This is a genomic window from Pedobacter chitinilyticus (assembly GCF_003313385.1).
In the GTDB taxonomy this organism is placed as follows: Bacteria; Bacteroidota; Bacteroidia; order Sphingobacteriales; family Sphingobacteriaceae; genus Pedobacter; species Pedobacter chitinilyticus.
In genome coordinates this window covers 903,513-926,231 of record NZ_QMHN01000001.1, presented here as the reverse complement: position 1 = coordinate 926,231, position 22,719 = coordinate 903,513, and the positions used below count along the sequence as shown (strand labels likewise).

Below are 22,719 nucleotides of genomic sequence, written 5' to 3'. Positions count from 1 at the left end.
TATATCATCTAGTTGATAGGTCCCCTTTAGGGGATTTAGGGGTTAGTAGTGGCTTTTCCCTTTAATAATCAAATCTTGCTTTTGGCTATCGCAAACTGCAAAAGTAAAACCCTTTTGAATAGCATAGGCGCCATATTCGCCGTTTTTGCTCAATGCTAAAAATCCTACTTGTAGGTCTTTAGTGCTATTGGTTTTCTTTTTAATGATACGCATCACTGCTTCTTTACAAGCTTCTTCAGGCGGATATCCTTGACGCATCAATTCAACCACTAAAAAAGAGCCCACGTTACGCACTACTTCTTCGCCAACACCAGTAGAGGTAGCACCACCTACCTCATTATCAATGTACAAGCCTGCACCAATAATAGGACTATCACCTACACGACCGTGTAGTTTGTAAGCCATTCCACTGGTAGTACAAGCACCTGCTAAATTGCCTTGCGCATCAAGCGCCAACATCCCAATGGTATCGTGGTTGAATTGATTTCCCGGTAATCTTTCTGGAGCGGCTTTATCGTAAAGCTTATTTTCGATATTGCTCACTGGATTATACTTAGCGGTTTTAAGCCACTCTAGCCAATCTTTCTTGCTTTTTTCTGTAAGTAAGTTCTCTTTTTTAAATCCTTGTTCCAAAGCAAATTGTAGGGCGCCATCTCCAGCGAGCATAACGTGAGGCGTTTGTTCCATCACTAAACGAGCTACGGAAATAGGATGTTTGATTTGCTCTAAGGCAAGCACAGCACCACAATTGCCTAAATGGTCCATAATACTGGCATCTAATGTTACAATACCGTCTCTATCTGGCAAGCCGCCATAACCTACTGATTGGTTCTTCACATCAGCTTCTGCTACCTTAACACCGTTTTCAACGGCATCAAGCGCTTTACCTTTGTTACTTAACGTCTTCCATGCCTCGGCATTTGCCGCTACCCCAAAATCCCAAGTAGAAATGACTATAGGCTTGTTAATACTGCTACTTTTAGAAATACAAGCTTTGCTCAAGGTCACAATAGCTGCAGAAAGTGCAGTGGTCTGAATAAATTTCCTTCGATTATACATTTGTTAAGTTAGTTAATCTCAAATTCGTCAGAATCTTTCAAAAAAGGAAATTGTCTTCTAATTTTTTCTAATTCGGTGTAGTTAATACTGAAAGTATAGAGGTCTTCGTCTTCTGGTTTATAGTAAACGGTATTGCCCAAAGGGTCGATGCACATAGAGTGGCCACTATGATAAATCTGGTTACCATCATGTCCAACGCGGTTTACGCCAATGACATAACTTTGGTTTTCAATCGCTCTGGCGTGAATCAAGGTTCTCCAGTGCGATGAACGCTTATCTGGCCAGCTAGCCACTAATAACAAAATGTCGTAAGCAGCATTTTTATTCCTTAACCAAACAGGAAAACGCAAGTCGTAACAAACCGCCAAGCGTATTTTCCATCCTTTTAGTTCTACAATCACCTGTTCGTTACCTGCCGAGAAATGTTTGTCTTCCTCGCCCAAGCCAAAAAGATGATGTTTATCGTAATATTGGTATTCGCCATCTGGTTTTACCCACACCATGCGGTTGTAATAATTACCGTTTTCTTTAATAATCAAACTTCCAGTCACTACACAATCATAGCTGGCAGCAGTTTTTTTTATCCATTGCATGGTTCTACCATCCATATCCTCAGCCAATTCTTCAGCTTTCATGGTAAAACCAGTGTTGAACATTTCTGGAAGAACTATTAAATCAGTTTTCTCACGTACGCCACCCGACAATCGCAAGCCTATATTCTGCAAGTTTTTTTCAATGTTTTCCCAGAATAGGTAGGCTTGAAAAATCGTAATTTTTAAGTTTTGAATGTTGAGGTAATGTGGTTCCATGAGCGGTTAATATTTATAATTTAGTTAGTTTTTCTACTGCTTTTTCGAGCGTGCTATCTTCTTTGGCAAAACAAAAGCGGATAACTTTGTTATCGATCTTTTGGGTGTAAAATGCCGAAACTGGAATGGCTGCCACACCCACAGTGCTTACCAGTCGTTTAGCAAAATCAGTATCTTTCTCCTCGCTGATATTTGCGAAGCTTACACACTGGAAATATGAGCCTTTACAAGGTAAAAGTTCAAATTTTGTTTGTTTAAGAAGCTCTTGGAAATAATCCCGCTTCTTTTGAAAAAAGACAGGAATTTCCTGATAGACGTTAGATGATTTTAAATAATTAGCGATACCTGCCTGCATAGGGGTATTAACGCTGAAAACGTTGAATTGGTGTATTTTCCTGAATTCAGACATCAGTTTTTCTGGTGCCAAACAGTAACCAACCTTCCATCCGGTAGCATGTAAAAGTTTGCCAAATGAGGCCACAATCAGGCTTCGCTCTGCTAATTCGGGATATAAAGCTACGCTTTGATGTTGTTCGCCATCAAAAATGATATGCTCATAAACTTCATCACTTAAAATAAGAATATCCGTGTCTTTGGTTAGTTTAATTAACGCCTCAATATCTTGTTTACGCAAAATACTTCCAGTAGGATTATGAGGCGTATTGATGATAATCATTTTGGTATTGGCCGAAAACAACTTTTTCACCATCTCCCAATCAATTTTATAGTCGGGAGCTTGCAGCTCGAAAGGTTTAACCAATCCGCCCAACAGTTTTATGGTAGGAGCATAGCAATCGTACGCTGGCTCGAAAATAATGACTTCGTCACCCGCGGTAATAAAGGTATTTATCGCCGTAAAAATAGCTTGTGTGCCTCCAGCGGTAATGGTTATTTCGGTTTCTGGATGATATTTCGTTCCGTAAAGATTTTCGATTTTTTCAGAAATCAGCTCCCTCAACGAAACCAAGCCTGCCATAGGTGCATATTGGTTAAAACCACTTTTCATGGCTTGGCTAATTTCTGCTATAAGTTGCTCGTTGGTTTCATAATCAGGGAAACCTTGCGATAGATTAATGGCTTGATGGTCTGCGGCAAGTTTAGACATTACTGTAAAAATGGTAGTGCCTACGGTGGGTAATTTCGAGTTTATATTCATCATCTGCTACGAAAATAATTAAAAATTACTGAATTATTTAGTCGTTAAGGATGCGAGATTAACAAGTTTTTTCGGCCCACCCAAAATTGGAGTATTCGCTATTTTCATTTTTTTTGTACTTTAGATGCTATGACTTTTAAAACCAAAGAAAGCAGATTATTACTCGTTCTCGGGGCGTTTTTTGTGGCAAACACCTTGATGTCTGAATTTATTGGCGTAAAAATATTCTCTGTAGAAGGTGTATTGGGCATCAAGAAGTTTGATATCAACTTGTTTGGCGTTCCCAATCTATCCTATAATATGTCGGCTGGCGTGCTCACTTGGCCTATTGTTTTTATCATGACGGATATCATTAACGAATATTTTGGGGTAAAGCAAGTACGCTTCCTTTCGATATTAACCGCCATATTAATCGGCTTTGCATTTTTTGTAGTGTGGATGGCCATTAAATTGGAACCTGCGGATTTTTGGATGACCCAAGAAGTTAACGGCAAGCCATTAAGAATGCCCGATGCTTTTGATGCAATTTTTGGTCAGGGAATGTGGATTATTGTTGGTTCTATTACCGCTTTTTTAATAGGGCAGATGGTGGATGTGCTGATTTTTCACAGAATTAAAAAGTTCACGGGAGAAAGAGCCCTATGGTTAAGAGCTACGGGTTCTACCTTGGTATCTCAACTGATTGATAGTTTTGTAGTGATTTTTATTGCATTCTATCTTAATCCAGCTTATCATTGGAGCTGGCAAATGGTAGCCGCTATTGGTTTGGTTGGCTATACTTATAAATTTATTGTCGCCTTGTTAATGACGCCAATTTTATATGTAGTACATGCCGTTATAGATAAGTATTTGGGTAAAGATCTAGCTCATCGAATGATTAAATTGGCCGCTAGAGGCTAAGGAAATGGAGCAGAAAACCATATTGGCGCTTACTTTTATTCGAAATGTGATTGCAGAGCTACCCGCTACTTCTGAAAAACTGTGTTTTGACACACCCGCTTTTTATTTGAACAAATGTTTGTTTGCTCGTTTAAAAGAAGACGAGGAACATTTGGTGATTTATACGGAAGAACGGGAGCAATGGATGCAAAAAGACCCTGAAACATTTACTATTACCCCGCATTATATAAACTATAAGTACATGTTGGTGAATTTAGATAGGGCAGCGCCTGAAGTTTTAAAGGAACTGCTCATCAGCGCTTGGAAGCAACGAGCCAATAAAAGCTTGCTCAAACAATATTTAGCAAATCTGTAAGCTAAACAAATTTCCTGTGGCTGCGTTGTATAGCATAAAAACTAGCACATGGCAACACAGGCAGACAGTTTAGAAAAAATACTTTTTGGAAGTGAAGATTGGCTGTTCATTCCAGAAATCATGCTTCGCACCTTTATTATGTATTTGGTGGTATTGGTTAGCTTAAGGATTTTAGGCAAACGGGGTGTTAAACAGCTTTCTATCTTCGAACTGGTAGTGATTGTAGGTCTTGGCTCTGCCGCTGGTGATCCCATGTTTTATAGAGAAGTAGGGATTTTATCAGCCGTAGCGGTTTTTTTAGTGGTGGTGATTGCCTACAAAATCACTTCGTATTTCGTAAACAAAAGCAAAAAAATAGAAATTCTTTTAGAGGGAAGTTGCACCTGTGTGATAGAGCATGGTAGGTTTGCCATTGAGAATTTTAAAAAGGAAAGCCTTGCGCAAGATGAATTCTTTGCCGAATTACGCCAAAAAAATGTGTCGCATCTAGGCCAAGTGCAATTAGCCATTTTAGAAACTTCTGGCAGTATCAGTGTATTCTATTATAAAGATGATGAAGTAAAATATGGCTTGCCGATATTGCCCGCATTATTTTGCCACAAAGTAGAGGAAATTAAGCATAAGGATTATTACTCATGCAGCTTTTGTGGTTATACTCATTTAATAGCTCCAGCAAAGCAAGTAGTTTGTAAATGTTGCAGTCGGGATAAATGGGTGAAATCAATGAATATCTTGAGAGTTACTTAAAATTAAACCTTCCATCGTCTCCTATAGGCGTCATTTCGATAAGGAGGTACGACGAAGAGAAATCTAACATCATGCTATAACTAAGTTAAAATAAGCTATTATTATTTATCAAGTTACTAGATTTCTCACTGCATTCGAAATGACGAGATATGAAAGAACATTACAAAGGAGGCACGACGAGGAGATTTGAAAATCAACGAAGTTAAATCCTACGACCTGGAGTACATAATTCAGATAAATCATTAAATTAGATTAACGAATTATTGCTGTTCGATTGATGAAAAACGCCAGATAAAACCAGATGAAAACCAATTATATTGCCCTGTCAGTACCTATTTTCTTTATTTTGATAGGGATTGAACTAGCCTACACCTTCTACAAAAAGCTAAAATACTACCGATTAAACGACTCCATTGCCAATCTTAGTCAGGGGATTGGGTCACAATTGGTAGGGCTTTTCATGAAATCGGTGCTGTTTGTCGGTTACATGTACATTTTCGAGCACTGGCGCTTATTTGAAATCCCGAATACCATTTGGACTTGGATTATCCTGTTTATTGGTGTCGATTTCTTTTATTACTGGTTTCATCGAATGAGCCATCAAATTAATGCCTTGTGGGCAGCACATATCGTTCATCATCAGTCAGAAGAGTATAATTTAACCGTAGCATTAAGGCAATCGTGGTTTCAAGGATGGTTTTCGTGGATATTTTATCTGCCTTTGGCGCTCATAGGCTTTGACCCAATTATGTTTTTAACCTTAAGTTCCTTTAATACACTCTATCAGTTTTGGATTCATACCCGTACCATCAAAAGCATGGGATTTTTAGAGTACATCCTCAATACACCATCTCACCACCGTGTGCATCATGGCTCTAACCCTAAATATATTGACAAAAATCATGCAGGTACGCTCATTATTTGGGATATGATGTTTGGTACTTTTCAAAAAGAAGAAGAAGAAGTCTATTATGGCATCACTAAGCCTTTGGCTAGTTGGAACCCAGTTTGGGCAAATGTGCATTACTGGAAAGATTTGATAGAAACAGCAAAAAAATCTGATAGGATTTCAGATAAAATCAAAGTTTTTGTAAAACCTCCAGGTTGGTTTCCCGAAAAACTGGGTGGATTTCAGTTTGCTCCAGAAATAGATGTCATCAATTATAGAAAATTTGATACACAAGCCTCTATCGTAACGATGATGTACGCCGTTTTGCTGTTTCTATTGGCATTAGCGCTGGGTTCTTATCAGCTATTTTATTTTGACAAGCTCGCTTTAACGCCCAATATGCTATTGGCTACTTTCACCGTCATCAGCATGCTTACTTGCGGCGCTTTGTTGGAAAAGAAGCGCTGGTTTGTACCCATTGAAAGTGTAAGATACCTGCTCGGCTTTTTCATGCTTTACTTTTTTTACAACATTGGCTTCGATATTACTTGGATAGGAGGCTTAACCCTAATTCAATTATTGATGCTTATTTACTTCTTCTTCATCAAACCCAAATACCGAAATGCTTAATAAATACTCTCAATTTAGTTTTGCTTTTGCCATCATCTTTTTTGCAGAGCTGCTAGCGGTTACCAACAACTTAAGTGAATTGAGGTTTATTACCAAACCTTTAATCACCATTTCGTTGATGATATTTATTTATTTAACCATCAAGAAAAAAAGCCGTTTCACGAGCAAAATAAAAATAGGTCTGTTTTTTTCGTTACTGGGCGATGTGTTGTTAATGTTTTCTGGTCATCACCAGCTTTATTTTATGCTTGGACTAAGTGCTTTTTTAATTGCGCACTTGTTTTACATTGCCGCGTTTTATGTTGACCTTAAGAGCAAAGTAGAGAACGAGAAACGTTTTGTTTTGCCTATTTTTATTGTATTTGGCTTCCTTTGTATATCCTATTATTATTTCCTCAGACCTTACTTAGGCAGCATGAATATTCCTGTATTGGCTTATTGCTTCGTGATTACACTCATGGGCATTACCGCGGCTTTGAGATATGGAAAAACAAATTACAAAAGTTTTCTTTGGATTTTGCTAGGGGCAATTTTGTTTATCATTTCAGATGCTACTTTGGCTTATAACAAATTTGTAGAACGAATGGATATGGGGGATTTTTGGGTGATGACTACTTATATGTTGGCCCAGTTTCTCATTTGCATGGGAACTATTGAACGTAAATACATCAAGCCCAATTAATTTCAGTTCGGGATAAGAAAATACTTTCTAAACATTTTAATCAGATTTTTAGGTCAAAAAAATCAGTTCCTGCTAATATTTATGGCTTTGTCGCTTCGCGGACAAACTTTTTTCCTGTAGATGAAAAAAGTATGCAAAAAAATCCACGGCTGCGCCCTGTTCTGTTAAAGGAACAATTAAGGCCAATTTGTGCTTCCCGAACAGGCCAAGGCCGATTTTAGCAGAACGAAGGGGGGTTGCTTGGGCTGGAGATAATGAAAAATCGCAAAACGATTATTCAAAACTTACACTAACTAGTTTTCCTCATCCTTATTTAGTACTGTAAATACCTGCACTAACCTTTCTCCATTATCGTCGGTTAAAGTGAGCACATGTTTTCCTGGCGTAGGGCTAACGGCCATTTGGTGATAATTTTTAGTGGTACCAATGTATTGTTGGTCAATATGCCAGTGGATGGTGGCATTGGCATTTCGATGCGCTGCATTAAAAACTGCTTTTCCTCTATTGCCATCAATTTCCAAAGGAATATAAACGGTGGCGTTAGGCTTAGGGTAAATCATTTCTATGGTCGACATATTTTCATTTTGACAACCTTCCATAAATGGTGGCAAAGTTCTGTAATCTACATTTTTGGCCCTATAGTAGTACTCCATGGTAGGCGGTAATACAAACCAGCCTTTATGCTTCATTTGGCTAATGCTATAACATTGATTATTTACTTGATAACTTTCCGTAGCATCTAAGTGTACCAATTTATGGTAGGGACATAGCGTTGTTTTTTCTCCAACTGGCGGAACCCATTGCACTACTTTGGTTTCACAAGTTTTAGATGCCTTGTAACCACTTTGTTTACACACCACTATTTTTTTAAGCTTGCTTTTAGGCATCTCAAACCATTTTGAAGAGGGTAGCAGCCTAAAAACATCAAACATTAATGGCGCAGCTGCTTCAATGCCCGTAAGTCCAGGTCTACCTTCACCATCGGCATTGCCTACCCAAACACAAACCACATATTTGGGTGTAAGTCCAACCGACCAAGCATCTCTAAAGCCAAAGCTAGTTCCCGTTTTCCATGCTACCCGTTGCGAGGAACTGAATTGTTGCCATAATCCTTCATCGCCTGGCCTCATTACTTCTTCCATGGCATTAAAGGTAGCCCAAATGCTCCCGTGGTCTAATTGCGAAATTTGCTCGATATTTTCTGCTGTAGGTTTGCTATTCTTGATATAATACGGAGCAGCATAGTCGGCACTATTGTACTTGCCTTGATAGGTGTTGTAGTGGTTCAAGCTACGTGCCATTCCTAAATAGGCTTTGCTTAAATCCCACATCGTGACTTCACTACCTCCCAAAATAAGCGACAGGCCATAATGGTCGGCAGGTTTGTTTAAGGTAGAGAACTGTAACTTCTTTAATTTGTCGTAAAACCGCTCATATTTATACTGTTGCAGCATTTTAACCGCAGGGATATTTAAAGAGCGGCTTAGTGCTCTATCTGCAGGAATAGCACCATCATATCCTAAATCAAAGTTCATGGGCGAGTAACCACCAATTTGTGTAGGCACATCGGGAATGAGGGTTTGTGGTAATATGAAACCATCATTAATCATACTGGCGTATAAGATAGGTTTAAGGGTACTGCCAGGACTGCGAGGTGCTCTAATCATATCCACATGGCTTTCCATTTCTTTGAGCTGAGGCAGGTAACAGTTCCCGACATACCCAACCACTTTTCCGTCAGCCACGCTCAACACCAATGCTGATAGGTTATTGATGCCATTGGCACTAAATTTTTGGTGATATTGTGCAATTACACGGTTAAGTTCTAACTGCAAGTCGTAGTCAATAGTGGAAGTAATTTTGGTACTTGGTTCTCCGAGTTGTTTGATTTCATCCTTAAAACGATTCAGCAAATGTGGGGCATGTTGTGGCAAAGCCAATGGGGCAGTAGGAATGGGTTCCGCTTTTGAAAGCTGTGCCGTACTACGGTCTATTACTTTTGCCTCAACCAACTTATCCAATAGGTTATTTCTTTTGATGATGAGCTTGGTGGCGTTTTTACCAGGGTGTACCAATGATGGACTATTGGGCAATACGGCTAAAGTAGCCATCTCGCCCCACGATAACTGTTCGGGCGCTCTACCGTAGTATCGCCAACTGGCGGCTTCTAAACCAACTACGTTACTGCCAAAAGGTGCATTGGCCGCGTACAATGCTAAAATTTCATCTTTAGAATAACTCACCTCTAAGCGGGTAGCCATCCACATTTCCGCTATTTTTTGTAAAAAACTGCGTTGCTTTTTCCTCGAGAGACGAATTACCTGCATGCTTAAAGTACTGGCACCGCTAGCCACGCTTTTAGCTTTGATATTTTGAACACTCGCTCTGGCTACTGCGATAAAATCTACCCCAAAATGACGATAGAAACGCTTGTCTTCAAAAGTGATGATACATTTTGCAAATTTCTCGGGTATACTGTCTGATACTGGAAACCGCCATTGACCATCCTTAGCAATGGAAGCACTCAATAATTCACCATTACTAGCTTCTATTACAAAAGAAGTAGGGGTGTTAAATAAAGGTTTGGGAAGTGAAAACCAAAAGAAAATAAAGAGCGCCAAAAATAAGGCATCAACATATATTATGGCTTTAATCTCTTTTTTCATTTTGGTTTTAGTAGTGACATGTTTAAGCCACAGATGCATAGACAATCGTATTTGTGCATCTGTGGCAAAATAGTGGTAACATTTATTCCATTTGGTTGATATAAACCAAAGGAGACGCTAATATGGAAAGAATTGTTACTATCATTAAATTTTCAGCGGGCTTTGTGCGCTTTATACTCACTAATATTTGGCCTAGGATATAAGTTAAGAGTTAAAGGTTGCGAGTTACATGCTATGGGATAATTTATCACTCGCAACCCATAACTCCACTATTTATACACCTCCACCCAAGTGCCTGGAGTGGCTGCACTTATGTTATTGTTATACATGGCTTCGCATTGTACTGTAGAAAGATAGAATCTTCCCAAATAAGAAGCATTTAATAACACCCTAAATGTTTTAATCTCATTTTCCCTTAAACTGAAATAGGTAAGTACCCTGTCATCCCTGATGTCCTGATAGTCATAACCAGAAGAGGTAAAAGCACCTTCGTTATCATGCAAGCGGGTATTGATAATTTCCCATCCCGACGGGAAAATCTGTGTCAATGCCATCTGCTCATACAAACCTTGTCGCCCTGTGTTTTTCACATTTACTTCTGCATAAAAATCCTGCCCCTGTTTCAGTTTCGCTGGATTTAATACCTGTCCTTTCATGGTTTTATAAGTGATTTCCATGGTTAGCACATCAGGGTGGTTCGGTAGGAAGTCATTTTGTCCAGTAGCAGGACGACCTTGTACAATTAAACGAGCAAAAAGTACGCTCTTACCCTTATTGGTAATGCTGGCATTATTGCTCTTGAAAGTAATTGGTGTACTGCTGTAATACTGATTGTTGTTGACATTGCCTTTCACACCATCTAACACGTATTGGAAATTCAACTGTCTGGCCGATTTTTGTTCACCACAGAATTTTGCAATAGCCAACAAACTGTATGCAGTAGTTTGCGTGCTGTACCATTGGTCTTCACCCAATTTAGCAGCCACTTTATTGAGCAATTGCAGTGCTCTATTGCGTTGTCCCATTAGCGTTAAGGTTTCCATAATCATGGCCTGGTCTCTTAAATCGGAACCATAAGTACCTCCCAATTGCTGATAAGCTTCTACCTGCGTAGGTAAGCCTTTGATCAAGCTATTGGCGGCTGCACTTTGCCCCGCCATTTGGTAGGCCGCTGCCAATCGCCATTTAGCAGCATCCGTTAGGTATTCAAAAGCTCTTAATCTGTTCATGGCAGCCATTTCTGGTTTCTTGGCCAAAGCCAATACATATAAACGGTAGGCCTGACTCAAATCTCCACCATAGAAATTATTGGCGTTAGGTGTCCAATTATTGGCTTTACTCTTTTGATAACGGATTAAACCATCGTATAAACCCACTGGAAGTGCATAACCGCTTTCTTGTGCTTCAATGAGGAAATGACCCGCATAATTGGTTCCCCATTCATCGGCCGTGTTATTTCCTGGCCAGTAGGCTAAACCACCATCAGTCGTTTGAAAACCTTTCAGCTTATTAATTCCAGCTTTGACATTACGCTCTACCTGTGCCTTTTTCTGTTCGCTTAGGGCAGATAATTTATCTAAATACAATTGAGGGAAAATACCAGAAGTAGTTTGCTCAACGCAACCATGCGGATATTGGATAAGATAGCCTAATCGTTTTTCTAAATTGATAGGAGGGATAGATGATACTTCCAAAGTACCACTATTAGTTCCCGTAGTACCAATAGCCTGATAATTGCCGCTCCAAGTTTGGCCAGGCTGTATCACTGCCGAAACGACATTGGTAACGATTGGATTTGGATTTCTGATATCCAATTCTACATCAGAAACAGTTTTCTCTTTTCCGCTTTGCGCTATGATTCTAATCTTGGCAATACCTGTACGATTTGGTGCCGTAACATTGAAATAGGTCAATTGGTCGCCCGCTTTGGCAAAAGTTAAATGTTGCTGATTGGTCTGGTTAATCTGTAAGTTGCTGGTTTGCAAACTCACCGACACTTTTTTAAGGTTGTTATTGGTAGCGAACACATTTACAGGCAAAGTAAAGCTTTCACCAGGACCAATTACCCTTGGTACTGAAGCTAAAAGCATGATCGGTTTTTTAACTTCTACTGCTTTTTCTGCCTGACCATAAGCACCATCATTACCCGCTACCACCATCACTTTTACAGAGCCAATATATTGTGGCAAGGTAAATTTATGGGTTTTCTTTTCGCCTTTGCCTAACTGGTAAGGCCCCATAAATTTCACTACAGGTTTAAATCTGTTTGCTTTGGCAGGATTGATGTTTTTATTGATGGCAGCGTCACCACCGATGCTCAATATACGCTCTAAATTTCCGCCCCATGCGCCTAGTACCTGGTCAAAAAGATCCCAAGTTTTTACGCCCAAACCTTCTCTGGCATAAAATGAAGCATGTGGGTCAGGCGTTTTAAATCGGGTAAGATCTAACAAACCTTCATCAACAATAGCGATGGTATAGGTCATGGCCTTGCCTTTTTCCTCACTAACAGATAAGCTACTTTCTAATTCTGGACGCAGTTCTTTGGCAATGCTAATTTGAGGCTTTAATATCGTTTCAGGATTTTCGATGGTCAACGGTATGGCGCCATACATCCTAATTGGCATATCGTTAACCGTTTGGCTATGCGGTTGCAACAAAGTCACGTTGACAAACACATTAGGCGTCATGTTCTTTTCAGCTTTGAAAGTGAATTGCGTTTGACCTTTTTTAGTATCTGTCCAGTAAGTTTTCACCACTCTGCTACCATTTTCTATCGAAATTAATGCCCTGCCATTTTCAGGGGAAGGAATGGTAAGGGTGATGTTATCGCCAACATTGTATTTAGCTTTGTTGGCCGTAAACGATAACATGGAGGCTTCGGTAGGATTGTTACCTCGCTCACGCTGCGCCCATCCTGGCCAATCGATATACACTTCTCTAGCCGCAAAATGACCTCCGCCATTGGCACCACCCACAATAATCAAATATCGGCCCCATTCAGGTTCATCAACTCTTAAATTCCATTTGGCTTTTCCGCCAGTCATTTGCACTTGCTCAACTTTAATGAGTTTGTTGTATTCGTTTTGAGTAAAATTGGCAAAGCTTTCCTCATTGTTTTGTTCCCACCACCAACGCCATTGGATTTTATAAAGGGCTACAGTAACTGATTTATTGGCATTTAACAACACGCCATCTCTATTCACATTTACAATATCCACCTCGTGATTTTTGCCCGTCACCAACATGTCCGTAAATTTATCGCCTTGAGGAGCTTTTATGCCGAAATAATTATCGTAAACGTGGTAGGGGATACTGAAGTTGTCAATGCTAAAATTGCCACCTGGTTCAAATATCTTGGTGGTAATATTGGCCCTTAAAATACCGGGCGCAGCGGTCATGTTATTCAAGTTGGTGTTGACCACCGCTACACCATCATCGTTTAAGGTGCCTTCAAAAACGGTTCTTAATTGTGTATCAAATTGAACAATTGGGTTATCGAAAGAATAATCTTGAAAGTTTTTAAAGGTAGTTGCGTCTTTGCTCAAGTTAATATCCACCTTTGCCTTTAAATTTTGCGCTGGCGTACCAAATAGCCACTTTGCAGATAATGTGGCTGCCGAAGCTCTGCCATTGCCCAGATATTTTTTACCACCAAGGTCAAAATTGATTTTGATACGGTTTGGCGTGACAGTTTCTATTTTAAGGTTTTTAGTAAACACAGCACCACCAGCTTTAAATTTCGCTTGCCAGCTGCCCGTTGGAGCAGTGCTCTCGGTAGCTGTTTTAAAGGTGTAAAAACCGTTGATCGGCTTGGCATTACTCAGTTTTTTAATCAGCTGTCCTTTTGGATTATAAAGCTCGAACACCACGGGGTAATTGTCTGGTAACTTCTGAAGCTTATCTTCTAAAATGAAGGACAGGTAAAGACTGTCACCAGGTCGCCATACGCCACGTTCACCATAAATAAAGCCTTTGATACCATTCTGAACAATATCGCCACCTACGTCAAACCTTGATAATGGCAAAGAGTTTCCGTCATCCAATTTAAGGTAACCACGTTCATTGCCATTTTTAGCGACCAATAAAAACGGCTTTCTCTTTAACGAGAAGGTCGCCATTCCATCGCCATCAGTTTTTACGGTAGTCAATACTTGTTTTTGGTAGTCTAGCAGTTCGATGCTAACGCCACTCATCGGTTTTGCCGAAAGTAAATCCGTAGCTACCACCAACATGCTTTCATCATTTCCTCGCTTGGCAATTAATCCAATATTTGACGATAGTAAATTCCGATGTGCCCACCTCTCGCTGGTGTAATAGGATGGAGAGCATGGATTTTCACGTTCGTTCCAACGATAGCCTTTAGGATAGTAGTTGTTGTAATTGTTCCAAAAATCGTCATCCTCATCTATTTTCTGACCATAATCATAGCCATCGTAACCATCATATTCACCGTCTCCTTCTTCGGTATCAGCAGCACTCGCTTGCGTACAGCTATACACACTATACGCTTGCTTAAACATGATGCTTACACGATACATCGCACCAGGCTCTGTTTTGATGAGCTTGTCAAGATCCAGCGTAAAACGGTTCTTTTTATGTAAGTCTAAAGATTTGTCTTCATTAAGATGAATAGTTTTTTGTAGGATAGGTTTCGCTACGCGACGCAATTCATTTCCTTCTCTATAATTGTTGACTTGAAAAAATTGAGGAATGTTTTCTTGGTATATTTTGATAATCGTTACGTCAACTGCTTTAAGGTTAACGGCTTCAAAAGGAAGCACCAACTTACCAGAATTAGGTAGAATGGTACCAGCACCTGCAATAGTTACGGCTGGCTTTTTGTTCTCAAAAATGACATTAGCAGTTTTTGCACTTTGTAAATTGGTACCGTTAATATTGGTGATGCTTTGATTAACCACTACATTGTAATTACCTTCTAAAGCATCGGGAGCATAGGCTTTAATTTGACTACCGTCGATGGTAAATCTTAAATCACTTAAACTTGCTATAGCGATTAACCCAGCCAAATCTTGTGTCACACTAACAGGTTCAGAACATTGGATTAATACAAAATCTTCCTGCTGTTGAACGGCTTTAATCGCCAAAACCTTAAACACATTTAGCGCTGGCACCTGTAGCGTTACTTTTCCGCTATTATCGTCAGCACCAATTACATTACCATCCCATTTTAAACTAAGACTTTGCTCGCTTTTAGTTTTAGCAATGCTATCAATGGTAAAGGTCGAAATTTGCTTTTGCGGATTATGGTTCCACTTTACTTTTAGTTTTTGATTGAAATCTACGGTTAAAGCTTTCTCAATGCTTTGGGTATCTTCGGCATCAGCAGTACTGATTTCACCTGTCAGCTTCATTAAGTTTAAGGAGGTATTATTTTGAGATACCAAACCATTTTCAGTGAGTGATAGGGCAGGTCTAATTACTTTGAAATCAAATTCAAACTCTTCCAATCCCTTTTCAACAGGCAATACTTTATCCAAGTTTAGTGTAGCTTCATATTTTTGGTCAGGCTTTAAATCTTCCTCTGGTCTAAACTCCAAAGTTTGGGCATCTATCCAGTAAGTCTTCCCTTTAATGCTAGGCGAGAAATCAAACAAGTCTTGCTTTACTTCACCCAAATCGGCAATATTGCTCACCGAACTGGCAAGGTGGACTCTGATATTGCTCTTTTTGGAAACGATACCAGAAGTATACGCATCAATGTATTTTGCAAATTGAGTGTGGTCCTGTTTTCTGTCTTTTTTAAGGAGGAAATAACCCGCAGTGATGAGGATTAAAACTAGAGCGCCAATTAAAATAACTTTTAGATTAGGGCGTTTAGAGGTGTTTTCTTGATTCATAAGAATGTAGTGTGAGTACGTATTGAAATTAACGAAAAAAGTATAAAACTGTTTCGGATGTTGAGAAAAGAGTTGTCAACAACTCATGGTTTTGAACATATCGCTTTCCAGTAGGTTTACGAAGTTTTAAAATGTGCTGCCATCTTTAGAACCTTAGACCTACGAAGTTTTGGAAACTTCGTAAGTTTTAATCATTCAGAACACCCCGCCCTTTGGGCACCCCTCTGGAAGAGGGGAATTGGGATGGAGTAATATTAAGCTTCATTGCAAACATTTAGCACCCTCCGTTTCATAGCACGTCATTTCCGCGTAGGCGGAAATCCTAAAGCAATATGCCTGCAAAACCTCAAACAACTCAACTAAGCCTATCATTGCATTACGATGCCCAATCGAGTTGGGTACAAAGACAGCGGATTCCTATGAACAGAAAACCTACTTAACGTGAGTTCGGGATAAGCGTTTTGTGATTTTTCATTATCTCCAGCCCTAGCAAAACCTCTTCGTTCTACTAAAATCGGCCTTGGCCTGTTCGGGAAGCACAAATTGGCCTTAGTACTGCCTTTAACAGAACAGGGCGCAGCCGTGGATTTTTTTGCATACTTTTTTCATCTACAGGAAAAAAGTTTGTCCGCGAAGCGACAAAACCATAAATAGTAGTAGAAAACTGATTTTTTGTCTTAAAATACTGATTATGATGTGTATAAAGTATTTTCTTAACCCGAGTTCACGTTACTTAATCATCACCCCAGGCTTATTAAGCACTGGAATTCTAATCAAATTGCCATCAACAATACTTTCGGGAAGGAAAATGAATTTCTTGTCGTAAATGGTATTACCAATGTAATAACTCAACCAATATTCATTGGTCAAGCCAAAAACTGCAGGGTCAATAGCTTCCACACCAGCGTAAGCTTGCGCATCAACATCACCTATAAAATGTCTTAATAATGAGGTTTTAACTTCCTTGCCATCTTTCTCGCCATAACCTTTAGAAGTAATCAGCACATTGGTGATGGGTTCATTCTTCAAATTCACTAAAAAAACGGTCCAGTTTTTCACTTCTGGAGTTTCGCTCATTAAGGCAACGGCAATAGCTACGTCTTCTACGATATTATCAGGTAAGTCTTTTTTCATTTTTTACAATTTTCGTCATTCCGAATTTATTTCGGAATCTTAAAGCGATAAAAGGCGAACAATTCTATTTAAACAGAAAAATTCCTATTTACGTCATTTCGACGAGGGGAGGCCTTCTGCGATTTTCGGAAAGGAGAAATCTATCAATAAGAATATCCATCGCTAGATTTCTCACATGCGTTCGAAATGACGGTGCGCCAGTGTGCCTATTTTTTCTTCGCTGCAGCCTTTTTAGCAGGAGCTTTCTTTTTACTTTCAAAAGCATCTGGCTTTTGAGCGACAATAAGCGCCTTTACCTCATCTAATGAAATGCTCGAAAGTTCCTCTGCAGTATATTTTTGTTTCGTAGCAGGGTTATTACCCAGTTTCAACATATCCTTGCCAAAACGGATGAAAGGTCCCCATCTGCCGTTTTCAATCGCTATTTTATGTTCAGTCCATTGCTGGATGAAACGATTATTTTCCTTTTCAATCTTCTTACTAATCAACTCATCAATATCCTTTTGAGAAAGGTTATCGAAGTTATAAGCCTTTGGTACATTGATAAACAACTCATTCCATTTAATAAATGGTCCAAAACGTCCTTTGCCTTTAGTTACAGGCATATTTTGGAAATGAGCCACAGGAGCATCAGCATCTAACTTCTCACTAATAATCTCAATTGCTCTTTCGTTATCTATTGTTAATGGGTCTACATTTTTAGGGATAGAGATAAAAGCATCTCCCCATTTCACATAAGGACCAAAACGTCCCAATCCTACAGAAACCTCTTTACCTTGATAATCTTCCAGCTGGAAAGGCAACTTGAATAAATCCAAAGCCTCTTCAAGTGAAATGGTACCTACAGATTGCATTTTGGTTAAACTGGCATAACGTGGTTTGTCCGTATCATCATCGCTAAGCTCACCAATTTGCACCAATGGCCCGTATCTGCCCACTTTGGCATAAACGTTTTTACCACTTACAGGATCAACACCCAATAAGCGTTCACCAGTGGCTCTGTCAGCGGTTTCAATGGTCGTTTCTACTTCATTGTGAAAAGGCTTATAAAAGGAGTGGAGCATTGCTGTCCATTCTTGTAAACCTTGCGCAATTTCATCAAACTGCTTTTCAACGTTAGCGGTGAAATTAAAATCTACAATACCTTTAAAATGCGCTACCAAGAAATCGTTAACCACCTCGCCAATATCGGTTGGAAATAGTTTCGACTTCTCAGCACCTGTAATTTCTGATTTCTTTTGCTTGGTGATGTCGCCATTGCTCAACGCAAAAGCTAAATATTCTCTTTTTTTACCATCCCTATCTTCCTTTACCACATAACCTCTGTTTTGGATGGTTGAAATGGTTGGCGCATAAGTAGAAGGACGGCCAATGCCAAGCTCTTCTAATTTCTTTACCAAACTAGCCTCAGTATAACGTGCTGGCGGTCTTGAGAAGCGCTCTGTCGCCAACATTTCCTTTAATGAAAGTTCCTGACCTCTAGTTAATGCAGGAAGCATGTTGCTTTCGTTCTCATCCTCCTCATCATCAGTCGATTCCAAGTACACCTTTAAGAAACCGTCGAATTTCAACACTTCACCCTCTGCACCAAAAACTTCGTTACGAGTGCTTACACCAATATCAACCGTTGTTTTCTCAAAAATAGCCTCACTCATTTGCGAAGCAATGGCACGCTTCCAAATCAGCTCATACAAGCGTCTTTCCGAAGCATCGCCACTAGTGGTATGTTGGTCAAAATAAGTAGGACGGATAGCCTCGTGAGCCTCTTGTGCACCTGCAGATTTCGTTTTGTAAACTCTTGGTTGGTGGTATTGGTTACCGTAAGCCGATTTAATTTCAGCAGCAGCAGCAGCAATGGCAGTTTCCGATAAGTTTACCGAATCGGTACGCATATAGGTGATTTTACCATTTTCGTAAAGCCTTTGAGCAATTTGCATGGTGCGTGCAACCGAAAATCCCAGTTTTCTGGAAGCTTCCTGTTGTAAAGTAGAAGTGGTAAAAGGCGCTGCTGGATTACGTTTAGCAGGCTTAACCTCTAAATTATTTACTTTAAAATTAGCGTTGATGCAATCCTGAAGGAATTTTTCAGCCTCTTCAGCCTTTTCAAATCTTTGGGGCAACTCTGCCTTTACAATTTCTTTTCCTTTACCAGTAGTAAATTGTGCGGTAACCTTAAAAGCGGCGGTACTCTCAAAATTATTGATTTCACGTTCTCTGTCTACAATTAAACGTACCGCAACAGATTGTACACGACCTGCTGAAAGCGAAGGTTTTACTTTTTTCCAAAGTACTGGCGAAAGTTCAAAACCCACCAAACGGTCTAAAACCCTACGGGCCTGTTGCGCATAAACCAAGTTATAATCAATACCCCTAGGGGTTTCTATCGCTTTTAATATCGCAGGTTTGGTGATTTCGTGAAATACAATACGTTTTGTTTTCTCTGTTTTTAACCCTAATGTTTCAAATAAGTGCCATGAAATAGCTTCTCCCTCGCGGTCCTCATCGGATGCTAGCCATACCATTTCGGCATCCTTAGCTAGTTTTTTCAATTCAGTAACCACCTGCTTCTTATCAGCGGGTACCTCATAAGTTTGCGAAAAATTATTGTCCACATCAATGCCCATGTCACCTTTAACCAAGTCGCGAATGTGGCCGTAGCTAGATTTTACTAGGAAATCTTTTCCAAGGTATCCTTCTATGGTTTTCGCTTTTGCGGGTGACTCAACTATCAATAAATTTTTTGCCATTAATTAGGGGATTTTGTGCAAATAAAACTATAAAATCAACCAAATTCAAAATTGGTAGCGTTTTTTTTGAAATAAAGTTTTAAAGCAGGCCAAAATTACGAACACAAATCCTTCAATTGTTTTGTTACTCCATTAAGCTCTGTTATGGACTATTTAAACTCAAGTAAAAAGGTTAAAATGTTGCTTGGGAAGCTGAAAGCCAATATTATGATTTAATTAAAAACCAAATTATTTAGTACTAAAACTATCTAACTGCATCTTATACATAAAGCCTCTACGGGTTCGGCCAGTAGTAATATCTTTATCAATCGCTTTTACTTCTTTTACCACTAAACCTACATTTTTGGCATAAGTTTCTAAATAGATATCCTCTCTAATCAAATTTACTTCATTGTATTGCGTAATATTTAAGGTCGAATCAAGTTTGTTAACGCCTATCGTCAACGGAACGTCAATAGCCGTAATCTCGTGGCGCCAAACATCTAAGTCGTTGTAAAGATTACCATTCCATGTCGATTGCAACGAAGGAGGGAACACCAAGCGCACATACCTTCTATTATCCAAAACTTCTTCCGCTCTGTTATTAATCATCCGGCGTGTAATCAGCTTTTGGAAAAACCAATCCTGCGTACTGGTTTTCTTATAACGTTCTACTCGGTACGCCTCATAACCTTCTGCATCTTTAAATTTACTCACCACAATATCCTTTAATTGAAACTGGAATAAAGTAGTAGAGTTGTTGAAATCATTATAAACCGTCGAATCTACATTATAGATATTTACTTGGTCAACCTTTAAAGGAAAATAATTATATGCCAAATCAGGCTTCGGCGCATTCGTCTCTTTATTACAAGCAGAGAACCACAGAGCACTGGCGAATAGTACAAGACTATAAAATGATAATCGAGCAGATTTCATGTAACCAAATATATGAATATTTTGAGGCTTCCTTCAAAAAATGCAAAACTTCAAACAAATACCTTTAATACGTCATCACACAGCCTTCGTAGAATCTTTAAAATTTCAAATAGAAGCGCAATGATCATGCTACTATTAATCTTTGGTCCCGCCATCCGCTTTACTTCGCCCTGCGTAAACTCGGGCTACATGCTCGCTACTGTCGGGGCTATTTAACTCAAACCAGTGCAAATCACTTAGAAGCTATCTGAAATTTATCCAAAAAAAATAACGACCACATAGACGCATAACTAATTTGCGTAAAAAGATTTTAATGAAATGATAAGTAGATGTAAACTATATCAGAAGATTCATAATTCTAATTTTATAACTGTTAAGAATGAGAATGTCCCTATTTGTATATGTGGTTTTAAATATCTTCTATCCCAATTCCCCTCTTCTAGAGGGGTGCCCAAAGGGCGGGGTGTCTAAAACATAAAATGTAGAAGCCTTGATAGACTTACGAAGTTTTGGAAACTTCGTAAGTCTCAATTACAGTAAGTCTATCCAGAAGTTTTACCAGAAAACTACAGTTCATTTAAACTTAACATCATCGAAACAATCTTTTTCTACCTATATTCGTTTATATAAAAAACTAAAAATCATGTTCAATACTTTGTTATTATTTTTGGGCTTAATAACAGCGCCAAATCCCCCAAAAGATATTTATAGTTTCTCATTTAAAACCTTAGACGGCAAGGAAGTAAAACTTTCTAAATTTAAAGGGAAGAAGATTTTAATCGTAAACACTGCTTCTAAATGTGGCTACACCAAACAGTACGAAGATTTGGAAAAACTACACAAGCAATACGGTAAAAACGTTGTGCTTATTGGCTTTCCATCGGCAAACTTTGGCGGACAGGAGCTGGGCAGCAATGCAGAAATCAAAGAATTTTGTAGTAGCAAATTCAATACTACCTTTTTAATTGCCGAAAAAAGTAATGTAAAAGGAGAGGGTATTTCGCCATTATTCCAATATTTAACTACACAAACCAACCCCGATTTCACTGGTGATATTAAATGGAACTTTGAAAAATTCCTCATCAACGAAAAAGGAGAGTTGGTACACCGTTACCGCTCTGCCGTTAAACCACTTGACGAGCAGATTGTAAAAAACTTTTAATTTAATAGCAGCAGTACTAGAAATAAATCTCTTCGTACTGCTGCTATCTTTTGCATAGTCAAATTCGCCATTCTCTAACGCTAACCTATTTACCCCTGTGAACCTATATCCATACTTTATCCTGCTTGTTTTCTTAGTGGTTGCCCTTTATTTCATTTTCAGAAAAAAGAAAGTCAATCCTAGCAATTTAAGCAAACAGGATAAACAGCTATTGCTAGAACATGTAGCGTTTTATGCAGCACTTGACCCGCCTAAAAAGTTGTTGTTCGAAGATAAATTAGCACACTTTCTAGGAGGTATTAAAATCGAAGGCATTGGCGTTGAAATTTCTCCATTAGATAGAATATTGGTAGGAGCAAGCGCCGTGATTCCAATTTTAGGTTTTGATGAATGGGAATACCGTAACCTCGGTACGGTATTGTTATATCCTGACACCTTCAATAAGGACTTTCAATTTGCCGAAGGCGAGCGAAATATAATGGGCATGGTAGGCGATGGCTACATGAACGGACAAATGATTTTGTCACAATCAGCTTTAAGACATGGTTTTAGCAAAAGCGCAGGCAGAGAAAATACAGGCATACATGAGTTCGTGCACCTGTTGGACAAATCTGACGGCGCTACCGATGGGATACCACAGAATTTCATGAAGCATGGATATGCTATTCCATGGGTGAAAATGATGCATCAGGAAATACAAAGAATTGAAGATAACCAATCGGACATTAATCCTTATGCCATTACCAATGAAGCAGAATTTTTTGCGGTAACTTCCGAATACTTCTTCGAAAATCCAGAACGGATGAAAGATAAACATCCAGCTTTGTATGATGGGTTAAGCAAGATTTTCGGACAAAAATTGGCCTAATTCCCCTCTTTTAGAGGAGTGCCAAAGGGAGGGGCGTACTTCTATCAACTTACAGGTTTTTGTAGTGTGATGATAACACAAGCCATACATTCAACCACAGGCATAACCTCAGTGCGTCATTTCGACCGAAACGCAG

At 39.2% G+C, this 22,719-nt stretch carries 15 protein-coding genes; 7 read left to right on the top strand and 8 right to left on the bottom strand.

What is annotated here, in order from left to right; all coding sequences use genetic code 11:
- Positions 1-42: 42 nt before the first annotated feature.
- From DUT70_RS03960 to DUT70_RS03950, 3 genes are read right to left on the bottom strand one after another with little or no spacing between them, the layout of a single operon-like run.
- On the bottom strand, positions 43-1,059 hold the full coding sequence (locus DUT70_RS03960) for a N(4)-(beta-N-acetylglucosaminyl)-L-asparaginase (protein ID WP_113645981.1): 1,017 nt from the start codon (positions 1,057-1,059) through the stop codon (positions 43-45).
- Positions 1,060-1,067: 8 nt separating this feature from the next.
- Positions 1,068-1,868, bottom strand: a complete 801-nt coding sequence (locus tag DUT70_RS03955) for a nitrilase family protein (protein WP_240432017.1) — start codon at positions 1,866-1,868, stop codon at positions 1,068-1,070.
- Positions 1,869-1,881: 13 nt separating this feature from the next.
- Positions 1,882-3,027, bottom strand: a complete 1,146-nt coding sequence (locus tag DUT70_RS03950; protein ID WP_113645980.1) for a methionine aminotransferase — start codon at positions 3,025-3,027, stop codon at positions 1,882-1,884.
- A 126-nt stretch (positions 3,028-3,153) separates the two neighbouring features.
- Between DUT70_RS03950 and DUT70_RS03945 the strand changes: the two genes are divergently transcribed.
- The 5 genes from DUT70_RS03945 (at position 3,154) to DUT70_RS03925 (ending at position 7,227) form a co-directional block, all read left to right on the top strand.
- The gene (locus DUT70_RS03945; RefSeq protein ID WP_113645979.1) at positions 3,154-3,924 is read left to right on the top strand and encodes a queuosine precursor transporter; all 771 of its coding nucleotides are present in this window, start codon (positions 3,154-3,156) and stop codon (positions 3,922-3,924) included.
- Between the two features lie 4 nt (positions 3,925-3,928).
- Complete coding sequence (locus tag DUT70_RS03940; protein ID WP_113645978.1) at positions 3,929-4,279, top strand: hypothetical protein; 351 nt, start codon at positions 3,929-3,931, stop codon at positions 4,277-4,279.
- A 48-nt stretch (positions 4,280-4,327) separates the two neighbouring features.
- Positions 4,328-5,026, top strand: coding sequence for a DUF421 domain-containing protein (locus DUT70_RS03935; protein ID WP_205529724.1), 699 nt, complete (start codon positions 4,328-4,330; stop codon positions 5,024-5,026).
- Between the two features lie 301 nt (positions 5,027-5,327).
- Positions 5,328-6,545 (top strand): sterol desaturase family protein, encoded by a 1,218-nt coding sequence (locus DUT70_RS03930; RefSeq protein ID WP_113645977.1) that lies wholly within the window; start codon positions 5,328-5,330, stop codon positions 6,543-6,545.
- A complete protein-coding gene (locus DUT70_RS03925) occupies positions 6,538-7,227 on the top strand; it encodes a lysoplasmalogenase (protein ID WP_113645976.1) in 690 nt (229 codons plus the stop codon). Before DUT70_RS03930 ends, DUT70_RS03925 begins: the two co-directional genes overlap by 8 nt.
- A 293-nt stretch (positions 7,228-7,520) precedes the next feature.
- On the opposite strand, the gene pbpC is transcribed toward DUT70_RS03925, so the two are convergent.
- The 5 genes from pbpC to DUT70_RS03900 all read right to left on the bottom strand — a co-directional run bounded on the left by pbpC (position 7,521) and on the right by DUT70_RS03900 (position 20,553).
- Entirely contained in the window at positions 7,521-9,893 is a 2,373-nt protein-coding gene (gene pbpC / locus DUT70_RS03920; protein WP_113646556.1) for a penicillin-binding protein 1C, read from the bottom strand.
- 269 nt (positions 9,894-10,162) lie between these two features.
- Complete coding sequence (locus tag DUT70_RS03915) at positions 10,163-15,754, bottom strand: alpha-2-macroglobulin family protein (RefSeq protein ID WP_113645975.1); 5,592 nt, start codon at positions 15,752-15,754, stop codon at positions 10,163-10,165.
- Positions 15,755-16,483: 729 nt separating this feature from the next.
- The gene (locus DUT70_RS03910; protein WP_113645974.1) at positions 16,484-16,888 is read right to left on the bottom strand and encodes a hypothetical protein; all 405 of its coding nucleotides are present in this window, start codon (positions 16,886-16,888) and stop codon (positions 16,484-16,486) included.
- Between the two features lie 206 nt (positions 16,889-17,094).
- Entirely contained in the window at positions 17,095-19,635 is a 2,541-nt protein-coding gene (gene topA, locus DUT70_RS03905; RefSeq protein ID WP_113645973.1) for a type I DNA topoisomerase, read from the bottom strand.
- 228 nt (positions 19,636-19,863) lie between these two features.
- On the bottom strand, positions 19,864-20,553 hold the full coding sequence (locus DUT70_RS03900) for a hypothetical protein (RefSeq protein WP_113645972.1): 690 nt from the start codon (positions 20,551-20,553) through the stop codon (positions 19,864-19,866).
- A gap of 643 nt (positions 20,554-21,196) precedes the next feature.
- On the opposite strand from DUT70_RS03900, the gene DUT70_RS03895 reads away from it, so the two are divergent.
- Positions 21,197-21,715, top strand: coding sequence for a glutathione peroxidase (locus DUT70_RS03895; protein ID WP_113645971.1), 519 nt, complete (start codon positions 21,197-21,199; stop codon positions 21,713-21,715).
- Between the two features lie 97 nt (positions 21,716-21,812).
- Entirely contained in the window at positions 21,813-22,583 is a 771-nt protein-coding gene (locus tag DUT70_RS03890) for a M90 family metallopeptidase (protein ID WP_113645970.1), read from the top strand.
- Positions 22,584-22,719: the final 136 nt, after the last annotated feature.

Coding starts and splice junctions, on each gene's coding strand:
- DUT70_RS03960 (WP_113645981.1), bottom strand. CDS start 1,059: ATGTATAATCGAAGGAAATTTATTCAGACCACTGCACTTTCTGCAGCT.
- DUT70_RS03955 (WP_240432017.1), bottom strand. CDS start 1,868: ATGGAACCACATTACCTCAACATTCAAAACTTAAAAATTACGATTTTT.
- DUT70_RS03950 (WP_113645980.1), bottom strand. CDS start 3,027: ATGATGAATATAAACTCGAAATTACCCACCGTAGGCACTACCATTTTT.
- DUT70_RS03945 (WP_113645979.1), top strand. CDS start 3,154: ATGACTTTTAAAACCAAAGAAAGCAGATTATTACTCGTTCTCGGGGCG.
- DUT70_RS03940 (WP_113645978.1), top strand. CDS start 3,929: ATGGAGCAGAAAACCATATTGGCGCTTACTTTTATTCGAAATGTGATT.
- DUT70_RS03935 (WP_205529724.1), top strand. CDS start 4,328: ATGGCAACACAGGCAGACAGTTTAGAAAAAATACTTTTTGGAAGTGAA.
- DUT70_RS03930 (WP_113645977.1), top strand. CDS start 5,328: ATGAAAACCAATTATATTGCCCTGTCAGTACCTATTTTCTTTATTTTG.
- DUT70_RS03925 (WP_113645976.1), top strand. CDS start 6,538: ATGCTTAATAAATACTCTCAATTTAGTTTTGCTTTTGCCATCATCTTT.
- pbpC (WP_113646556.1), bottom strand. CDS start 9,893: ATGAAAAAAGAGATTAAAGCCATAATATATGTTGATGCCTTATTTTTG.
- DUT70_RS03915 (WP_113645975.1), bottom strand. CDS start 15,754: ATGAATCAAGAAAACACCTCTAAACGCCCTAATCTAAAAGTTATTTTA.
- DUT70_RS03910 (WP_113645974.1), bottom strand. CDS start 16,888: ATGAAAAAAGACTTACCTGATAATATCGTAGAAGACGTAGCTATTGCC.
- topA (WP_113645973.1), bottom strand. CDS start 19,635: ATGGCAAAAAATTTATTGATAGTTGAGTCACCCGCAAAAGCGAAAACC.
- DUT70_RS03900 (WP_113645972.1), bottom strand. CDS start 20,553: ATGAAATCTGCTCGATTATCATTTTATAGTCTTGTACTATTCGCCAGT.
- DUT70_RS03895 (WP_113645971.1), top strand. CDS start 21,197: ATGTTCAATACTTTGTTATTATTTTTGGGCTTAATAACAGCGCCAAAT.